This is a genomic window from Marinifilum sp. (assembly GCF_965230805.1).
Classification (GTDB): domain Bacteria; phylum Bacteroidota; class Bacteroidia; order Bacteroidales; family Marinifilaceae; genus Marinifilum.
The window spans coordinates 298,853-316,440 of the sequence record NZ_OZ246019.1 but is presented as its reverse complement, the minus strand read 5'-3'; the positions used below and the strand labels follow the sequence as shown (position 1 = coordinate 316,440).

Here is a 17,588-nt window from a genome sequence, read left to right as displayed (position 1 = left end):
TTCAGAGACGCACGGCTGCGAGTCTGTACGGTGTAAATATTAAAATTAACCGCCAACTCTTTTAACTTTATAGCCTTCCGCTTTAAGAAGATCCATAATCTTATCACGATGATCTCCTTGAATCAGGATTTCCCCATCCTTGGCAGATCCGCCGCCGCCACATTTCGACTTAAGCATTTTTTCCAAATCTTTTAAATCATCCGGACTGCCTACAAAACCTTCAATTAATGTAACCACCTTACCTTTGCGCTGTTTTTTGTCAAGCAACACTTTTAAATTCTGCTGATTGGGAGGAAGTGTTTCTTCAATAAAATCTTCTTCGTATTCGTAATTGTAATCCGGATTCGTGGAGTACACGATATTTTTTTTCTTTTTAGCCATTTCAAAAAGGATAAAGTTTAAAGTAAAAAAAGCCAGTTGTATGCTGTTAATTTTTCGAACTATGTAACAGCTAAGATGCCTATTTTCCGTTTCGATGCTTAATGCGGTCGTAAAAATAGATAATGGAGCCAATAATTGGAAGAAAGATTACCAGTAGTATCCAAATTAATTTATCTATTCCCAATAATTTTCTTTTGAAGATATCTACTATTGCAATTATTGGTATGAGAATGGCAACTATTTTAAGTAGCAGCCAGATATTAAATAGTACCGAAGTAATCATGTTTTGTTTTCTAATCTTTTGTTTCAGCTCAAATATAAAATAAAGAACTGGATCAAAAAAAAGGGAATAGTAAAACGATTAAAACCCAGATTTGTTTGTTCAAAATGCTAGGTGTGCATATCAATGAAATTGAAGTAATTATGAAACGAACATGATTATTTTGATCTTGCAGCTTACAACTTATAAATGGAAAAAAATTATAAACAGATGAGTTTGCCAGATCAGAATCTATTTAGATTAATCCTAAACTAAAAAACTGTTTAAAAATACTTTTTCCGCTGTAGGTCAGTATGTCACTTCTTTATACATTTGGAATAGAAATAAATACTGAGGTTCAGACATGGAAACGATTGCGAATTAGCAAGTTCCAGTCATGAATGATTCAGTTTTTTCATTCATTTATTAGAAAGCGTAATGAACAAGATTGTTGAAAAAGAAGATTTTTCAGAAAAAGTAGTAAAACTTGTAGTTGAAGCTCCTTTGATTGCAAAAGCACGCAAACCAGGTAACTTCGTTATTGTGAGAGTTGGCGAAAAAGGAGAACGAATTCCTCTGACCATTGCTGGTGCAGATGTAAAGCAAGGAACCATTACCATGATTGTACAGAAAATGGGGGTTTCTTCTCAGAAATTATGTGCCCTTGAGGCAGGTGATTACGTAACAGATTTAGTTGGTCCACTTGGAAAACCAACCGAAATACATAATGTAGGTACGGTGCTTTGTTGCGGTGGTGGTGTAGGTGTTGCACCTCTGTTACCAATTGTTGAAGGATATAAGAAAGCAGGAAATAAGGTAATTACTGTTCTTGCTGCGCGAAACAAAGATCTTCTAATTCTTGAAGATGAAATGCGTAAATATTCCGATGAGGTAATCATTATGACTGATGATGGATCCTACGGAAAGAAAGGTTTGATTACAGAAGGTATGGAAGAAGTAATACAGCGTGAGAAAATTGATGAGTGTATTACAATTGGTCCTGCTATTATGATGAAATTCTGTTCTCTGCTGACCAAGAAGTTTGAAATTCCAACCATGGCAAGTTTGAACAGTATTATGGTTGACGGTACAGGAATGTGTGGCGCATGCCGCGTTACCGTTGATGGTAAAACCAAATTTACTTGCGTAGATGGACCTGAATTCGATGCTCATAAAATCGACTTTGATGAAATGATGTCGAGATTGGGCGGATACAAATCGGAAGAACAGGACAAAATGGATCACTTTCAGGAATAATCAACAAACAAGAACAACAACAAAATCAGGACAATGGAAAGGTCTGAAGAGTATATAAAAAACGAGCGCAAAAAAGAGTGGAGAGTCGAACTCCAAAAGAAAACAAAAGCCAAAGAAAGAATGGCTATTGAAAGGGTTGAAATGTCGGAACAAGCCCCTAGTGAGCGTATTAAATCACAAAGAATCGAGGTAAATAACGGACTTAGCAAAGAGCAGGCTGTTCTTGAGGCTACTCGTTGTATGGACTGTGTAAATCCAACCTGCATGGAGGGATGTCCGGTAAGTATCAACATTCCTAAGTTTATTAAGAATATCGAGAGAGGTGAGTTTGGAAAAGCTGCTTCTGTATTGAAAGAAACCAGTGCATTGCCTGCAGTTTGTGGTCGCGTTTGTCCACAGGAAGTACAGTGTGAACAGAAGTGTTTCTATGTGGAAAAACTAAACCAACCATCGGTAGCTATTGGTCATTTGGAACGTTTTGCTGCCGATTGGGAAAGAGAATCGGGCGAAATTGCAGTTCCCGAATGTGCAGAATCTAATGGGGTTAAAGTAGCGGTTATTGGTTCTGGCCCTTCGGGTTTGTCTTTTGCTGGCGATATGGCAAAAATGGGTTATGATGTTACCGTATTCGAAGCACTTCACGAAATTGGTGGTGTATTAAAGTATGGTATTCCTGAATTCCGTTTGCCAAATGCCGTTGTTGATGTGGAAATCGACAACCTTAGCAAAATGGGGGTTAAGTTTATTACCAATTATATTGTAGGACAAACTGCAAGTTTAGAAGATCTTAAAGAAGAAGGTTACAAAGCTTTTTATGTAGGATCAGGAGCTGGTTTACCAAGATTCATGAATATTCCGGGAGAGAATTCCAATGGTATTTTATCATCAAATGAATATTTGACTCGTGTTAACTTAATGGGAGCTGATGATTTAAACTCCGATACTCCGGTACTTCGCGGTAAAAATGTAGTAGTAGTTGGTGGTGGTAATACTGCCATGGACTCGGTTCGAACTGCCAAACGTTTGGGAGCTGAAAAAGCCATGATTGTTTATCGTCGTTCCGAAGAAGAAATGCCGGCACGTGTTGAAGAGGTTCATCATGCCAAACAAGAAGGTGTTGAGTTCTTGACCCTAACAAATCCTATTGAGTACATTGCCGACGGAAACGGTCGTGTAAAGCAAGTTAAAGTTCAGAAAATGGAATTGGGAGAGCCTGATGCTTCGGGACGCAGAAGACCGATTCCTATGGAAGGATCGGAATATAATATCGACGCAACGGTAGTAGTGGTTGCAGTTGGTGTTTCGCCTAACCCATTAATTCCTAACTCGGTCGAAGGACTTGACGTTTCGAAATGGGGAACCATTGAAGTGGTAAAAGATAAGATGCAATCATCTATCCCGGAAGTGTTTGCAGGTGGCGATATCGTTCGTGGTGGTGCTACTGTAATTCTTGCAATGGGTGATGGCCGTAAAGCTGCCGCCAATATGGATATTTATTTGAAAGAGAAGTATATTTCTCAGAAAGTGGAACAATAATAACATATCATTATGAAAGAATTTAATTCATTGGACGATATCTTAGATTTTGCCATTAACGAAGAACAGATGGCTGCTGATTTTTATACTGCCTTAGCTGCAAAAATGGAACACCAAGAGATGAAACATACTTTTGAGCAATATGCCTTGGAAGAGCTTGGGCATCGTGCAAAGTTGGAGGCTATAAAGAATGGCAAAGAATATGCCGTTTCAGAAGAGAAAGTTGTAGATTTAAAAATTGCAGATTACCTGATTGAAGTGGATACTGAGAAAACAAATATTAGTTATCAGGAAGCATTAACAATTGCAATGAAAAAGGAGAAAGCTGCTTTTAAGCTGTACAACGATTTAGCTGCTGCCGCTAAAGACGATATCTCACGTAATATGTTCTTAATGTTGGCTCAGGAAGAAGCGAAACACAAGCTTCGTTTCGAAGTGGAGTATGATAATAACATTCTGACTGAGAATTAGAAGTAGTTAAAAAAATTTAAAAGCCGTGGCAGATGTTACGGCTTTTTTTTTGCTTGATTTGTAACAAAAAATTAATCTTTTTACACAGAATAATAATGTGGCTTATTTAATAGATGTTTGTTAAATAGTTATTTTAGTGTGTAAAATTATTTTATTCAATGGTTTATCGCTTATTGATCTTTTTTATATTGCTCGAGGTCCCTTTATGGGCACAATCGATTCATGCAGAATTATTGGATTATAGCATATCCTGTGAGGTGAATAAAACCGCTCAACTATTTACCACTTATCGCAAAGTATTAAAAATTAATTCGCCGGAAGGACGAAGATTTGCCAATATGCAAATCTACTATACCAATAGAGCCTTGCCCGAAAATTTATCGGTATCGATATTTGACAGTAATGGCAAATTGGTAAAAAATATTAAAAAGAAAGAGATTGGGGATTATTCGGCCTTAAGTAATTACTTTCATCACGATTATAGATACAAAGAGATTAACGCCCATTACGATAGTTATCCATATGTAATTGAGCTGGCTTACTCACAAAAATCTAAAGAATTTATTTCTTTTCCTGATTGGTCTCCTCAAGCCTTCTTGAATATTCCTGTTCGGAAATCAAGTTACCATCTCAAAATACCCGAAGATTATCCATTTCATTATAAATTCTATCACTTTAAAGCTGATACTGTTCTGTTAAAAAAAGATGCTTATCATCATTACTCATGGCAAGTATCCAATGTAAGGCCGATTTATGAGGATGAGTTTTTTCAATCACCAAGTGAAGCTTTTTATCCTTATGCTCGCTTTAGTCCCGACAAATTTACATTTGGAGAATTGCAAGGCGAGTTGATTTCCTGGAGTAAGTTAGGCTCTTGGTACTCTAATTTGATTAAAGGATTGAATGAATTACCAGATAATGAGATTGCCAAAATAAAAGAACTCGTAAAAAATGCACAAACTGATTTAGAGAAGGTACGAATCCTTTATGAATATTTGCAAAATGAAACCAGGTATATAGGTGTTTTTATAGGTATTGGTGGTTGGAAACCCTTTGATGCAAAATATGTGTGCAATAATAAATATGGCGATTGCAAAGCTTTAACCAATTACATGAAAGCCATGTTGAAAGTGATTGGAATTAAATCATACTATTCGCTAATTAGAGCTGGAGATGAAAAAGCAGACATAGATACTTGTTTTGTAGGGCAGTATTTTAATCATGCAGTTTTGTATGTTCCATTAAAAAGCGGTGATGTTTGGTTAGAATGCACCAATCAAAACATACCTTTTGGTTATTGGGGAAGTTTTACATGCGGTAAACATGCTTTGGTTTGTGATGGTGAGAATAGTTTTGTTATCAAAACACCTTCATTTTCACATAAGAATAATTCAAATCACCTACTTGCAGAACTTGTAATTAAGGACACTAAACTACAGGGAAGTTTAAGAAGGAGTTTAAGTGGTGTGGCCTTCGAGAAATATACCAATTTGCTAGCGAAAGATACTACGATAGATAGAAGGGGAGTTGAAAATTTTAAACTGCCGTTTGATCATTATAAAATTAACTCGATAAATTATAGTTTTCAGAAGCAGGATTTTATTAATTGGTATGTTGAGGATTCAGAAATTACATTAGAGCAACACATTCAAAAGTTTGGTTCAAATTTACTGATTAAACCATTTAATTGTAGCAGATTCATACCCAATTCGCTTCCGGCAAATCGAAACCATCCCATATCAATTCGGAATAATGTAACGAGTACTGATTCTGTTAATTATTGCATACCAGAAGGCTATAAACTGGATGATATTCCGGAGGATGATCAACTAACTTCAAGCTTTGGCAGTATTCAATTAACTTATACTTATAAAGACTCTGTTTTATCGGTGAATAAAAGAATTTGTTTAGATAAAGGAATCTATCAGAAAGAGGATTATGAGGAGTTTAAAAGATTTATTAACGCCATCAATAAAATAGAAAATCAAAAAATCTTACTTAGAAAATTGTGAAAAAATTAATTGTAGTAATTGCGTTTTTTATCTCAATATTATCATATTCTCAAATCAATTCGAGAAAGTTTCCCGAGGTAAGTGTTAAAGATTTGCAAGCAAGAGCTTGTCCTATCGATTCAAATGCTGCTGCACAAATCATTCTTGATGTTGGTAATGTTTACTTTATAGAAGAAGATTATCAGATCATGTTTGTTTTTGAGAAAAAAACTCGCATACAAGTTCTCGATAAGAGTGGGTATGATTATGCAAAGATTACAATACCATATTACCAGGGAGCAAACGGAAAAGAAAAGATAAAAAAGTTTAAAGCCACAAGTTATTCTCTGGAAAATGGTGTTATTAAAAAGAATACTATAGAAAAAAAGGTATTGTTAGATGATAATATCAATAGATGGTGGAATCAGAAAAAATATGCTTTTACGAACGTGAAGGAAGGTAGTATTATCGATTATTCTTATAAGATTGTTTCGCCATTCATGAGCGATTTAAGAGAATGGTATTTTCAATATGACATTCCTGTTCGACAAAGTAAATTTAAAATAAGTCTTTGTCCGTACTACAACTACATTGTTTTAAAAAAAGGTTTTTTAGAATACCATAAAGATACGGTTTATACTGAACCGTTTGGATTCACATTTTTATCTAAAAAATATAAAACCCGTGTTTATGAATGGGAAACACTAGATGTTCCGGCATTTAAGGAGGAAAACATGATTACATGTGAAGATGATAATCGTATGATGATTGATTTTCAGCTTGAATCTTATTTTGGATACCGTGGTGGAAAGTTTGAATTGATGACAAGCTGGGAGATGTTAAACGAAGAACTGTTAGAGAGAACAGACTTTTTCGGAGGATATATTAATGCCAATAAGAGAGAGCTTAGAAAAATTCTTGAAAATCTAAAGCTGGAGAATAAATCTGATAAAGAAAAAATAGAAGCAATAAATGAGTACGTATTAAAACATTACTTGTGGAATGGTTATTTTGGATTGTTTAGTTCCCAATTAAAGAAGAGCTTTTTAGAAAGTAAAACAGGTAATGTAGCAGATGTTAATTTGTTCCTGCATTCTTTGCTTAAAGAAGCAGGAATAGAATCGTTTCCTGTTATTCTTAGTACACGTGATCATGGTAAAGTATATTACAAATATCCATTCTTAAATTTATTCAATTATGTGGTATTGCTTGTAAAGGATCAAAATGAGTTTCTTTTTATGGATGCAACACATCCATTTCTTCCAATCGGATTATTGCCCCAAGAATGTATTAATGGCTATGGACTAATTGTAAAGAATCTCGAAAAGGATGAAAAAGCAGAATTTATGCCCTTGAATCCATCAAAAGAGAATCGGGTAATACTGAACCAGTCAATCGAAATTGACTTGGAGAAAGAACAGATTAAAGGTAAAAATCAACTTAAGGTAGATGGGTACAAAGCTGAAAAATTTAGAAGCAAAATCTCCCAAAAAGGAACCAGTGCTATTCAATACGATATTATTGGAGACTCACCTGTTGAACTTTCCAATTTGGTTGCAAAAGATATAAAAAATAATGCACAGCCTTTGGTTGTGAATTATAATTCAAGATCTAATCTGGATAAAGTTGGGGATAAGATCCTTATTAATCCATTTCCAATCAATTCGTATCAAGAAAATTTACTGAATAAAGCGAGTCGTGTATATCCGGTAGATTATGGGTATCTGGAAGATGAACAATTATTTACCACAATTAAATTACCTGATCAATGTCAAGTTGAATTTCTTCCCGAAAAAGAAACAATTGTTGATGAGGAGCTGGGGCTCGAATATCATTACTCTATATTGCCTGTATCAAACTTTTTACAGGTAAAAGCTGTTGTAAAGAGAAATCAGTTAAAGTATAAACCGGAAAATTATAACAATTTAAAGGCATTTTACGATTCGGTTGTGAGTAAATTGAATGAGAGAATAATTTTAAAACGGAACAAATCCTTATAGAGCTTTAAAAATATCTAATTAAAGAAATCTCTATTGAGATTCAACTTCTTTTTTGTGTTACAAAGCAAGGTTCTAAAAATGAACTTTTGATGGATTACTGTTTTCTTTGACTAAAACCGGATCGCTTGCAAGGAGGAGAGAGGTGAAAGAAATAATGGGTGAGTTATAAACTTCGATTGTTCCTGAATATTTTCCCTCTTTAACTTTTTGCTATTTTTGTTGCGAATTAATACAAGTATTAGCATGAAATAAGTTTCCTTCTTTTGTTCTTTTGAGTTTTTTCTTCCTTAAATAATATCGGCCTAGTGTGAAGAGTGTTAATAAAACGAATTAAAGTTTTTGAAAATATTTTTCTTTTTACAAGGCAAGGTTTACAGGCATAGCCGTAGCTACGGCGAAAAAGCTTAACGCAGTAGAAAGGAAAATAGGTCAAAAAATTAGTTCGGGGAATTAGCATTCTTTACACTAGCTAAGCTTATGCCTTGTTTTTAGTTATAACAAAACTCAAAATTCTCAGATTAATTTAGGACTCTGTCAATAATAAAAAAACTACAATTTGAAACGATATTTTATCAGGTTAAGCTATAAAGGAACCAATTATCATGGTTGGCAGATACAACCCAATGCAATTACGGTGCAGGAGGTTTTGAACAAGGCTTTGTGTACCATTTTAAATTGCGAAATTAATGTGGTGGGGTGCGGCAGGACAGATACCGGCGTTCATGCCAGCGATTTTTATGCCCATTTTGATGTGGATGAACAAGTAACCCTTGATTGCGACATGCTGAGCTTTCGTTTGAATCGCTTTCTGCCTAGCGATATTGCCATTAAACAAACTTTTAGGGTGAAGGAAGAGGCTCATACACGCTTTGATGCCAAAGCCAGAACCTACCATTATTTTATTACCAAAGAGAAGAACCCTTTTCGCTTGGAGTCGCATTGGAAAGTTCCTTACGATTTGGATGTACAGAAAATGAACCAGGCGGCTAAGATTCTTTTTGAGTTCGAAGATTTTACCAGCTTTAGCAAGCTTCACACCGATGTTAAAACCAACAATTGCAAAATTTACCAAGCAGAATGGAAAGAGAATGGCGATGAATTGATGTTTACCGTTAAGGCCGATCGTTTTCTGCGCAATATGGTTCGTGCCATTGTTGGTACTTTGGTAGAAGTTGGCCGTGGCAAAATGAATCTGGATGATTTCCGAAAAGTAATCGAAAGTAAAAATCGCTCTAATGCGGGTTCATCGGTACCTGGACACGGATTGTTTTTAGCTGAGATAGAATACCCGGATACAATTAAGAATTTGTAATTACGATTGTTCCGAAGTCATAGGGCTTCATACTTATTCGTGTAATTAAAAAGCAAGTAAAAAATAATGCCTGTCGGATATTCAGCTGCGCTTTTTAATATTAAGTAAATAAAATATCGCTACAGCCCAGTATTTACCGATGCGAATCAACAACATACTTATCTGAGTCACCTGCAACCCCATCCGAGTCAGCCAAATTGGCATCCGAGTCAAATACAGACCCATCCGAGTCAGCCATAATGGCATAATAGTAAGCAAAATACCCATCCGAGTTAATGATATTACCGTTTGAGTTGAGGGTATTGCAGGGCGAGTTGACAATATGATTATCTGACTTAATTCAATAGATCATACCAACTGTTTTGACAAGTATATTATTTACTTAAAAGGGGAAATCTGTTACTTTAATCAGGGCAAACCTAAATCAGATGCTAATCTGCTCACAAACCCATATCTTTCTGGCGAAATTTGCATTGGCTCTTTTAGTTGTAGTGCAAACATCTATTACTTTCCTGTCTATTTTGTCGATTATGTGCTCGATATCAGTTGTAGATACAACAACAAGTCGATCGGCAATTTGTGCTGCCGATTCGAGAATGTGTAAAAAAGTATCATCGTTGGCACAGCTAAACAAATTGTATGGCAAATCGATAATGGCAGCATCGTATCTGTTATCAATGTCTTTAATGTCGGACCGATAAACAGTAGCTTTATAATTAAAATGAGCCAGGTTTGCTCTTGCTTGCCTGCAAACTTTCCAGTTGATATCGCAGCCTTCGATATTATTGCCAGCAAAAAAGGCTTCCAACATGATTGTGCCAACGCCACAACAGGCATCCAGCAGTTTTGTTTCTTTCTTGTTCTGGGCAGCAATATTTACAAGCGCTTTGGCAATGTTTATATTGATTGAGTTGCTGTAAGAAAATGGCTTTTTGTTGTGCTTTTCCCAGTCGAAATCATTCTTAAGCAATGTGCCAAAATACCAAGTGTCTTCGTAACAGCAGATAGCAAAAGTAGTTGTAGGTTTGTAATATTCGGGGTTTCCATCAATCTTGTAGCCAACATCTCTTAACTTGTCTAACCTGTCGTTATATCTGGTTTTATCCCCATCTAAAACCACATACTCAACTTTAAAATCATCTACAAAGATCTTTTCATTTTTGATCTTCTCTATCAACTCCAAATAAATCTCAGACTGTAGTTTAATATCAACTCTTTTCCTAATATAAGCGCTGCACGAAGGATCAACTTTAATATCAGATAAAAGTTGTTTGTTTTTGTCTTCCTTACCAAAAAGATATTTCGATTCGAGTTTGCACAGCTCACTTTCGGTATGGTCGTAAATGTAGGTGTAGATGTATTGGTTTGCTTGCATGTTTTTATGGGGAAACGGAATGCTGTTGCTATGTGAGAAAATCGCTTATGTATTGCTGGAAAAACGCTTGTATTCTGATTTTATTTGAGTTTTGACCCACCCATTTATTGTATAAAGCTTTCTTATAAGAGTAACTTCAACTTTATCATTATTTAAGAAATCTATTGACTTCAGCTCAACTAATGTGTTTTTTTCATCATTATTGATTTCATTTCTGAAAGTTCCTGATTTCAAATCATCCTTAAACTTACCAATTGAGGTGTTACCGTAAAGGTCGTATTCACCATTGTAAGTTTTGGATAATGCAATAAGATCCTTGTTTTTCAATCTATGTTCATTCTCTGTAGGCCAAATTTCGTTAAAAACAAATTCATTATTTTCAATGAAAATCTCATTTACACGGGGTATTCTAATTTCAATCGTGGATAATAAAATCATGGAATTTTCATCAAGGAGGTTTGTCGAAGCATTTCCATCATTATTTAAGTCAACAGCCTTTTTAGAAGCAGAAGAGATCAACTCATATTTGCCATTAAATTTATCTCTTAAATAATCTGGATTGTCTTGAAATTCTTCGCTGTTATCGCAGGCAAATAATAGAATTGCACAGATGCTTGTTAGTATTCCTTTTTTGAAGTTAATTATTTCCATAATCAGGGTTTTGTTGTTTAATAATCAATCTCCAAAACTATCAAAATAAATATAATTAACCAAGCAATTTTCCAGCATGCCGAAGGGGCTCTCCAGAGAGGTTTACTAGCTTAAAGTGTTTTATCTTTCTTCTTTGTGGATACAACTTTAGTCTTATCCGAGTTTGAATTCCTAACTACTCTGCGTTCCATATTTCCCAATTCTTCTCAGCTTGCAAGTGAAGCATTTTTAAACCATTGTGAGTTTTTGCTCCTTGCTCAGCTCCTTTTTTCATGAATAGAGTTTTGGCAGGGTTGTAAACCAAATCGTAAAGAAAGTGTTCCTTGCCTATGCTCTGATATGGGATATCCGGACAGGTATCTTCTTTCGGGAATGTACCCAGGGGGGTACAGTTTACAATTAATTTGAAATGATCTATGATTTTTTTAGTAAGGTGTTCGTAGTTAAACTGGTTGGCTTTGGCCGATCGACTCACATATTGGTATTCAATTCCTAAATCTTCCAGTCCACCGGCTATAGCTTTCGATGCACCACCAGTGCCTAAAATCAGAGCCTTTGGTCGTTTTTCGCCAATAAATTCCTTTAAGGATTCCTGGAATCCATAAATATCAGTATTGAATCCTTTTAATTTGGTTCGTTCCCTGTTCTGTATGATCTGAACAGAATTTACCGCACCTAACTTTTCAGCTAAAGGATCTATTTCATCTAAAAAGGGAATTACCTTTTCTTTGTAAGGGATGGTTACACAAAAGCCTTTAAGATTTGATGCTTCTTTCAAGGCTTGCGGTAAATTTTGAATAGAGGGAAGCTCGAAGTTCAGAAATTCAGCTTCGATGTTTAAAGCTTCAAATTTCTCCTCAAAATATTTTTTAGAAAAGGAATGTCCCAAAGGAAATCCAAGAATGCCGTAGGTGTTCATATTATCTTTATGTAATAATTCTATCTTGCTATACCAACTGAAGACTGTCTGCCAAGTGCAGTGTTAATGTGATTCGGTTGAAAAAGAAGCATCTCTGCAAGTCTGAATCAGATGTTTCTGAGTCTAAAATACCTTAAGCATTTTAAGCTTTGTGTAATTGCAACTTATTAGGATTCTTCGGGAGAATATTTTTCCATAATCCAAATTAGCAAGAATCCTGCAAGAGCTAAAATTAAAGCAAAGTATATCTGAGAGTCTTGATTGAATAGCGTTTCGAATTTTCCGGGTAGAATGTTCTTTTGAAGTACAGGAATAAGCTCTCCATGTCTATCAATTCTTGTAGTAATGGTTTCTTTCCAAGGCCAAACTTTGTTTAATGATCCAATCATGAATCCTGCAAGCAAACCAATGGTCATGTTGTGATACTTTTTTAGCAACCAACTTAATAGGTGAGAGAAACTTAGGATGCCCACACCAGCACCTGCTGCCACTATGGCAATAACATCAATTTTAAAACTACTCAATGCACTTAAAATATGATTGTATGATCCTAACAAAACCAGGATAAATGCTCCGGAGATACCTGGCAGAATCATGGCACAAATGGCTAAAGCTCCCGAAATAAATAAGAACCAATAGCTTGTAGGGCTTTCGGCTGGTGTGATCTCGGTAATCATATAGGCGATAGCGGTTCCAACAATCATTGCGATAATGGTTCTTGCTTTCCATTCGCTTATTTTCTTTGCAATTACAATTGCCGAGGCTACAATAAGCCCGAAAAAGAATGACCAAATCAGGATGGGTTGTGTTTCCAATAGGTATTTAATCAGCTTTGCCAACGAAAGAAAACTAATTACTATTCCTGAAATTAAGGCCAATAGGAAGTTACCATTAACGGCTTTCCAAAAATCTTTCAACTTAAATTGTAAAAGCAGCTTGATAGAACTTAGGTTTACCGATTTAATGGTGTTGATTAACTCTTCGTAAATACCAGTTATAAATGCTATGGTACCCCCCGAAACTCCGGGCACAACATCGGCAGCTCCCATTCCCATTCCTTTTAGGGCAATAAGAACATAATCTTTAATTTTTCTAGACATAATTGTTTTGTGCGTGAAATGGATATGATAGGATTAGGAATATAATAGGATCATATTATTAAAATCCTCATTGTCTTCTAGCTCCGGAAATTGAATAAATATATCCTGTATGTTATGGGATTCAAAGTCGGTAGATTTTTTGATATAGTGTTCTGCTGTGCTTACATCATCCAATAACATGTAATATGCAGCAAGGTTGTTCAGGATTTGCGTGGAATCAGGATTGTATCCCAAACTTTCCAAGAGAACATCTATTGCCGTTTCCTTTTTTTCATTTTGATGATAAAATTCGGCTAATGTGATTGAGAATGTAGGATCGTAAGGGTCTAAATCAATGGCCTCTCGAAATGCTTTTACCGCTTTTTGCGGTGATTGAGACCTTGAGTAAGCTGAAGCCAATGCAAACCAATAGTCCGGATTTTCATCGTCTAATTTTTTTGCTTTCTCCAGATAAACCAAACTTTCATCTATTTTATCTTGATACATCAAAATCAATCCCATCCCAAACCATGGATCGGGAAGTTTTTCATTGGTTTTAATGGCAGTTTCGTAATAATTAAGAGCCTGATCGTATTCATTTAATTTTTCAAAACATTCACCAATATAGGAGTAAGTTGAGGCATGATCATCTTCGAACTCCAAATACTCAATGTAGTGTTTGATCGCCTCTTCAAATTTTCCTGAGTTTGCTAAAGCATTGGCCTTGTTAAAATAGGCTTTGCTATGTTGGGGGTTAACGGCAAGAGCAAATTCGTATGCTTCCAGGGCTTTTGTAAACTTAGATATGCGATTGTATACTATTCCAATGTTGTACCATGCATTATCCGAAAAGGGGTTAACCTCTAAAAATCTGCTGTAGGTTTCGATACTTTGCTCATTAAGACCTAGTTTTTCATAACAATAGGCCAATTCGAAAAGAACTTCTGTATCTTCTTCGTTTAATCGTAAAGCCTCCTCAAGGTAGTCAATGGCTATATCAAACTGATTCAATTGTTCAAATGCCATCGCAATTCTGAAAAGCAAATCTTCCCGGTTTTCATGCTCTTTTTTAAGAGCTTCGTCGAATTGCTTTTTCGCACTTTTGTGCTTACCCATTAGGTTATAGACATTACCTTTTAAAAGCCAAATTTCTTTGTTCGACGATTCTATTCCCTGTACTTTGTTTAAGATAGCGAGTGCTTCGAGATGTTGCCCACGATTGATTAAAACCTGAGCTTTTTTAATTTGTATAGATATTGCCGAAGGGTGCTGCTTGCTTGCAATGTTGGTAACTTTAACCGCATCGCTATACTTGTTTTTTTCGATGTAATGATCTATGATGCTTTCAAATTCATGTACATCAAAGTAATAAAGCTCATTCGCTTTAATCATTTCTTCGTATCGGCTTACAACGGTAAGTACATCGCCATCAAGATAGTTTTCTGTATTATCTATCATTTATCAAATTAAAATGATTTCTGCATTGCAAAAGTAGAATTTATTTTAAAATTATCAAGCTACAATCGAACGCGGATTATTAACAATTCATATTCATTTGTCTTGAAATGTTGATTTAATCGCAAAAAAACAAACGGTCTCGCAATGCAAGACCGTTTGTTAATTATTCTTTAATTATAAATTTCTGTGTTCTATTCTAAGAAGATCGAAAACTGTTTTTACCGGATTGAATGTGATAATTGGTACCTCAACAAATATGGTGTTCCAATCGGACATGGCACCATTCCAAAGACCAGGAAGTTCCATCGCTTTCAAATCTCGACCATTACTTGATTTTTCAGAGATAAAGCCTGTTTGAGGGTCTATAAATTGATTTAAATCAAAACTATTTCCTTCGTAATCCTTGGTACCACAAACCAAATCAACTGGATTAAAGTGAGTTGCTTTTTCAAGAATATTCTTTTGTCTTACGTCTGATTTATCAATTTGAGAACCTTCAACAATCTGCAAAGAAACTGAACCATCCCAATTTCTAGCCCAGAAAGGACCCCCACCAGGTTCGCCTTCATTTTTAACCATTCCACATACTCGAATTGGTCTATTTAGTTTGTCGAATAAATACTTCTTAAGCTTATCGGGATTATCTTTCTTCAAACTTGAAGGAGGAATCGTACACAGTTTGTTTTCAAGGAAAGTAACCATCTCATTAAGCGTTTCCTCAGTAATGTCTTTGTCTGCTTTTAAAATCTTGATGTAGTTAAAAATAATTGATTGATTCTCTAATAACACACCAGCAAGTACTTTCTTATATTTGTAGGTTGTCTCTTTCAAACGATCAGGAACTACATTATCGATGTTTTTAACGAAAATAACATCAGCATCAAGCTCATCAAGATTTTCAATTAATGCACCATGTCCACCTGGACGGAATAAAATTGATCCATCTTCGTTGCGGAAAGGTTCATTATTAATGTCAACTGCTATGGTATCGGTAGAAGATTTTTGAACTGAATATGAAATGTTTAATTTTCCTTCATATTTTTCTTCGAATGTGTCACAAGTTTTATTAAAACGTTCTTCAAAAAGTACCTTGTGATCTTCTGAAACAGTTAAATGGATATTTGAATTCCCTGCTTCATCTTTGGCATAATTCAATGCTTCAACCAGATGCTCTTCAAAAGCCGTTCTTGAGTATTGTTTGTATCTATGGAACTTTAATAAACCTTTAGGTAGGTTGCCATAGTTAAGCCCCTTGCTGTTCAAAAGCATAGATAAAATCTCTTTGAACTGATTCTTATCAGCCATTTTATCCATATCCAAACCTTCTTCTGTTATTGCATTTCTCAGGTCGCCATAAAAAGCGAAATCTTCTAATCTGTCAAAGAAATTGAACATGGTTTCAGGACCTTTATTACAAAGGAATTTTAAATACTCATCTTCGGTGTCCTGATAAGTGTTAAGAAAATCGTACAAGCATTTAAACATTCTTGAAGCAGCGCCTGATGCAGGAACAAATTTTAAAAGCGAGAGATTTTTAGAATGCGCATTGTATACTTCTTCGTAAACCTCAAGTTCTTCATCTTGAATTTTTGTAATACCGTCTTCTATTGTAGCCGGTTTTTTTAATTTCATTTTAGGAAATCCATTGTTGAAGTTCTTAATTTGTTCTTCAATTTTTTCTTTACATATTCCCTTAGATTCAAATTGTAATAGATCTTGTTCTGAAAACATGGTAAAAGTTTTAATTTAAGTGTGCCAAGCAAGATAAAGAATACTTTCAATAAAAGAAAAAACATTGAGCTTTAATAAGGAAAAAAATTATGCATTACAGAAATTTGATATATTAGCAACGGAATTGAAACAAAAATTGAAAACTTGAATTTTTAGAGAGAATTGTTTCGTTTTCAATTCAATTACTATTTGTATTTTTAATAGAAAATAAGATATTAAATGACTGATAATACATTTCCATGGGGGCATAAAGGACGATACAATGACTTTCCTTCCTATTTTAAAAGCAAATTTTCAGAACGAATTCAAAAGGTTTCCATTGATGCAGGATTCACCTGTCCTAATCGTGATGGAAGTAAGGGGGTAGGCGGTTGTACCTACTGTAATAACAACAGCTTTAACCCAGAGTATTGCAGCCCTAAAAAGTCAATTACCAACCAAATAGAGGAGGGAATCAGTTTCTTTAATGCTAAATACCATGCACAAAAATACCTAGCATATTTTCAGGCATATTCAAATACTTATGGTCATATCGATCAAATAAAACGTTTATATAACGAGGCTTTGTCGCATGAGAGAGTGGTGGGATTGGTAATAGGAACCCGACCAGACTGTGTGAGTAATGATGTTTTGGATTACTTAGAGAATTTGGCAAAAGAATACTATATCGGAGTAGAATATGGTGTGGAGTCAGCTAATGATCAAGCTTTGCTCGCAATCAATCGAGGACATGATTATAAAGTAGCGGAGCAAACCATATTAAGGACTGCAAATCGTGGCATTCACATAGGAGCTCATTTGGTCAATGGCCTTCCCTACGACAGCAAGAAAGATATGTTGAATCATGCTATTCGCTTGTCAAAATTACCTATTGAAAGCTTAAAGCTACATCAGCTACAGATTTTAAACGACACACAAATGGCAAAGGAGTATCAAGAGGCTCCTGAACGATTCTACTTGTTTGAATTAGAAGAGTATTTGGATTTTATTGTGGATGTAATTGAAAGGATTAGTCCGGATGTGATGTTGGAGCGATTTACAAATCAGACTCCTCCAGGTTGGCTAATTGCTCCAAAATGGGGACTTAAAAATTATCAGTTTGTAAACAAACTGAATAATTTATTAAAAGAAAGAGGTACCTGGCAGGGTAGGTTGTTTGAGGTCTAGA

15 protein-coding genes are annotated in these 17,588 nt (G+C 35.2%); 7 read left to right on the top strand and 8 right to left on the bottom strand.

Annotated elements, in window-relative coordinates; translation table 11 throughout:
* Nucleotides 1-45: 45 nt before the first annotated feature.
* Both ACO05S_RS01290 and ACO05S_RS01285 read right to left on the bottom strand, forming a co-directional pair.
* Nucleotides 46-381 (bottom strand): translation initiation factor, encoded by a 336-nt coding sequence (locus ACO05S_RS01290; protein WP_421919738.1) that lies wholly within the window; start codon nt 379-381, stop codon nt 46-48.
* 79 nt (nt 382-460) lie between these two features.
* Nucleotides 461-664, bottom strand: a complete 204-nt coding sequence (locus ACO05S_RS01285; RefSeq protein WP_421919737.1) for a PLDc N-terminal domain-containing protein — start codon at nt 662-664, stop codon at nt 461-463.
* A 414-nt stretch (nt 665-1,078) separates the two neighbouring features.
* On the opposite strand from ACO05S_RS01285, the gene ACO05S_RS01280 reads away from it, so the two are divergent.
* From ACO05S_RS01280 to truA, 6 genes are all read left to right on the top strand, one after another.
* Nucleotides 1,079-1,897 carry a sulfide/dihydroorotate dehydrogenase-like FAD/NAD-binding protein gene (locus ACO05S_RS01280; RefSeq protein ID WP_421919736.1) on the top strand — a complete coding sequence of 273 codons (819 nt, stop codon included), beginning with the start codon at nt 1,079-1,081 and terminating at the stop codon, nt 1,895-1,897.
* A gap of 33 nt (nt 1,898-1,930) precedes the next feature.
* Nucleotides 1,931-3,433, top strand: a complete 1,503-nt coding sequence (gltA, locus tag ACO05S_RS01275; RefSeq protein ID WP_421919735.1) for an NADPH-dependent glutamate synthase — start codon at nt 1,931-1,933, stop codon at nt 3,431-3,433.
* A gap of 12 nt (nt 3,434-3,445) precedes the next feature.
* Nucleotides 3,446-3,904 carry a ferritin-like domain-containing protein gene (locus ACO05S_RS01270; RefSeq protein WP_421919734.1) on the top strand — a complete coding sequence of 153 codons (459 nt, stop codon included), beginning with the start codon at nt 3,446-3,448 and terminating at the stop codon, nt 3,902-3,904.
* 158 nt (nt 3,905-4,062) lie between these two features.
* Complete coding sequence (locus ACO05S_RS01265) at nt 4,063-5,916, top strand: DUF3857 domain-containing protein (RefSeq protein WP_421919733.1); 1,854 nt, start codon at nt 4,063-4,065, stop codon at nt 5,914-5,916.
* Nucleotides 5,913-7,895, top strand: coding sequence for a DUF3857 domain-containing protein (locus tag ACO05S_RS01260; RefSeq protein ID WP_421919732.1), 1,983 nt, complete (start codon nt 5,913-5,915; stop codon nt 7,893-7,895). Before ACO05S_RS01265 ends, ACO05S_RS01260 begins: the two co-directional genes overlap by 4 nt.
* Nucleotides 7,896-8,451: 556 nt before the next feature.
* Nucleotides 8,452-9,207, top strand: coding sequence for a tRNA pseudouridine(38-40) synthase TruA (gene truA / locus ACO05S_RS01255; protein WP_421919731.1), 756 nt, complete (start codon nt 8,452-8,454; stop codon nt 9,205-9,207).
* A gap of 424 nt (nt 9,208-9,631) precedes the next feature.
* Here the strand turns inward: truA and ACO05S_RS01250 are convergent, their stop codons facing one another.
* The 6 genes from ACO05S_RS01250 to ACO05S_RS01225 form a co-directional block, all read right to left on the bottom strand.
* A complete protein-coding gene (locus tag ACO05S_RS01250) occupies nt 9,632-10,582 on the bottom strand; it encodes a TRM11 family SAM-dependent methyltransferase (RefSeq protein WP_421919730.1) in 951 nt (316 codons plus the stop codon).
* A gap of 45 nt (nt 10,583-10,627) precedes the next feature.
* Entirely contained in the window at nt 10,628-11,233 is a 606-nt protein-coding gene (locus ACO05S_RS01245) for a hypothetical protein (protein WP_421919729.1), read from the bottom strand.
* A gap of 175 nt (nt 11,234-11,408) precedes the next feature.
* On the bottom strand, nt 11,409-12,152 hold the full coding sequence (locus ACO05S_RS01240; protein WP_421919728.1) for a shikimate dehydrogenase family protein: 744 nt from the start codon (nt 12,150-12,152) through the stop codon (nt 11,409-11,411).
* A gap of 167 nt (nt 12,153-12,319) precedes the next feature.
* A complete protein-coding gene (locus ACO05S_RS01235) occupies nt 12,320-13,252 on the bottom strand; it encodes a DUF368 domain-containing protein (protein WP_421919727.1) in 933 nt (310 codons plus the stop codon).
* A 33-nt stretch (nt 13,253-13,285) separates the two neighbouring features.
* Nucleotides 13,286-14,689 (bottom strand): tetratricopeptide repeat protein, encoded by a 1,404-nt coding sequence (locus ACO05S_RS01230; RefSeq protein WP_421919726.1) that lies wholly within the window; start codon nt 14,687-14,689, stop codon nt 13,286-13,288.
* A gap of 174 nt (nt 14,690-14,863) precedes the next feature.
* A complete protein-coding gene (locus ACO05S_RS01225) occupies nt 14,864-16,420 on the bottom strand; it encodes a DUF4301 family protein (protein ID WP_421919725.1) in 1,557 nt (518 codons plus the stop codon).
* 219 nt (nt 16,421-16,639) lie between these two features.
* Between ACO05S_RS01225 and ACO05S_RS01220 the strand changes: the two genes are divergently transcribed.
* Nucleotides 16,640-17,587: a TIGR01212 family radical SAM protein gene (locus tag ACO05S_RS01220; RefSeq protein ID WP_421919724.1), complete on the top strand. Its 948-nt coding sequence runs from the start codon at nt 16,640-16,642 to the stop codon at nt 17,585-17,587.
* Nucleotide 17,588: the final 1 nt, after the last annotated feature.

What these genes read in the sequence shown, in the direction of transcription:
- ACO05S_RS01245 (WP_421919729.1), bottom strand. Translation starts at nt 11,233, where the DNA reads ATGGAAATAATTAACTTCAAAAAAGGAATACTAACAAGCATCTGTGCA.
- ACO05S_RS01280 (WP_421919736.1), top strand. Translation starts at nt 1,079, where the DNA reads ATGAACAAGATTGTTGAAAAAGAAGATTTTTCAGAAAAAGTAGTAAAA.
- ACO05S_RS01220 (WP_421919724.1), top strand. Translation starts at nt 16,640, where the DNA reads ATGACTGATAATACATTTCCATGGGGGCATAAAGGACGATACAATGAC.
- ACO05S_RS01270 (WP_421919734.1), top strand. Translation starts at nt 3,446, where the DNA reads ATGAAAGAATTTAATTCATTGGACGATATCTTAGATTTTGCCATTAAC.
- ACO05S_RS01240 (WP_421919728.1), bottom strand. Translation starts at nt 12,152, where the DNA reads ATGAACACCTACGGCATTCTTGGATTTCCTTTGGGACATTCCTTTTCT.
- ACO05S_RS01290 (WP_421919738.1), bottom strand. Translation starts at nt 381, where the DNA reads ATGGCTAAAAAGAAAAAAAATATCGTGTACTCCACGAATCCGGATTAC.
- ACO05S_RS01285 (WP_421919737.1), bottom strand. Translation starts at nt 664, where the DNA reads ATGATTACTTCGGTACTATTTAATATCTGGCTGCTACTTAAAATAGTT.
- ACO05S_RS01230 (WP_421919726.1), bottom strand. Translation starts at nt 14,689, where the DNA reads ATGATAGATAATACAGAAAACTATCTTGATGGCGATGTACTTACCGTT.
- ACO05S_RS01235 (WP_421919727.1), bottom strand. Translation starts at nt 13,252, where the DNA reads ATGTCTAGAAAAATTAAAGATTATGTTCTTATTGCCCTAAAAGGAATG.
- ACO05S_RS01225 (WP_421919725.1), bottom strand. Translation starts at nt 16,420, where the DNA reads ATGTTTTCAGAACAAGATCTATTACAATTTGAATCTAAGGGAATATGT.
- ACO05S_RS01265 (WP_421919733.1), top strand. Translation starts at nt 4,063, where the DNA reads ATGGTTTATCGCTTATTGATCTTTTTTATATTGCTCGAGGTCCCTTTA.
- ACO05S_RS01250 (WP_421919730.1), bottom strand. Translation starts at nt 10,582, where the DNA reads ATGCAAGCAAACCAATACATCTACACCTACATTTACGACCATACCGAA.
- gltA (WP_421919735.1), top strand. Translation starts at nt 1,931, where the DNA reads ATGGAAAGGTCTGAAGAGTATATAAAAAACGAGCGCAAAAAAGAGTGG.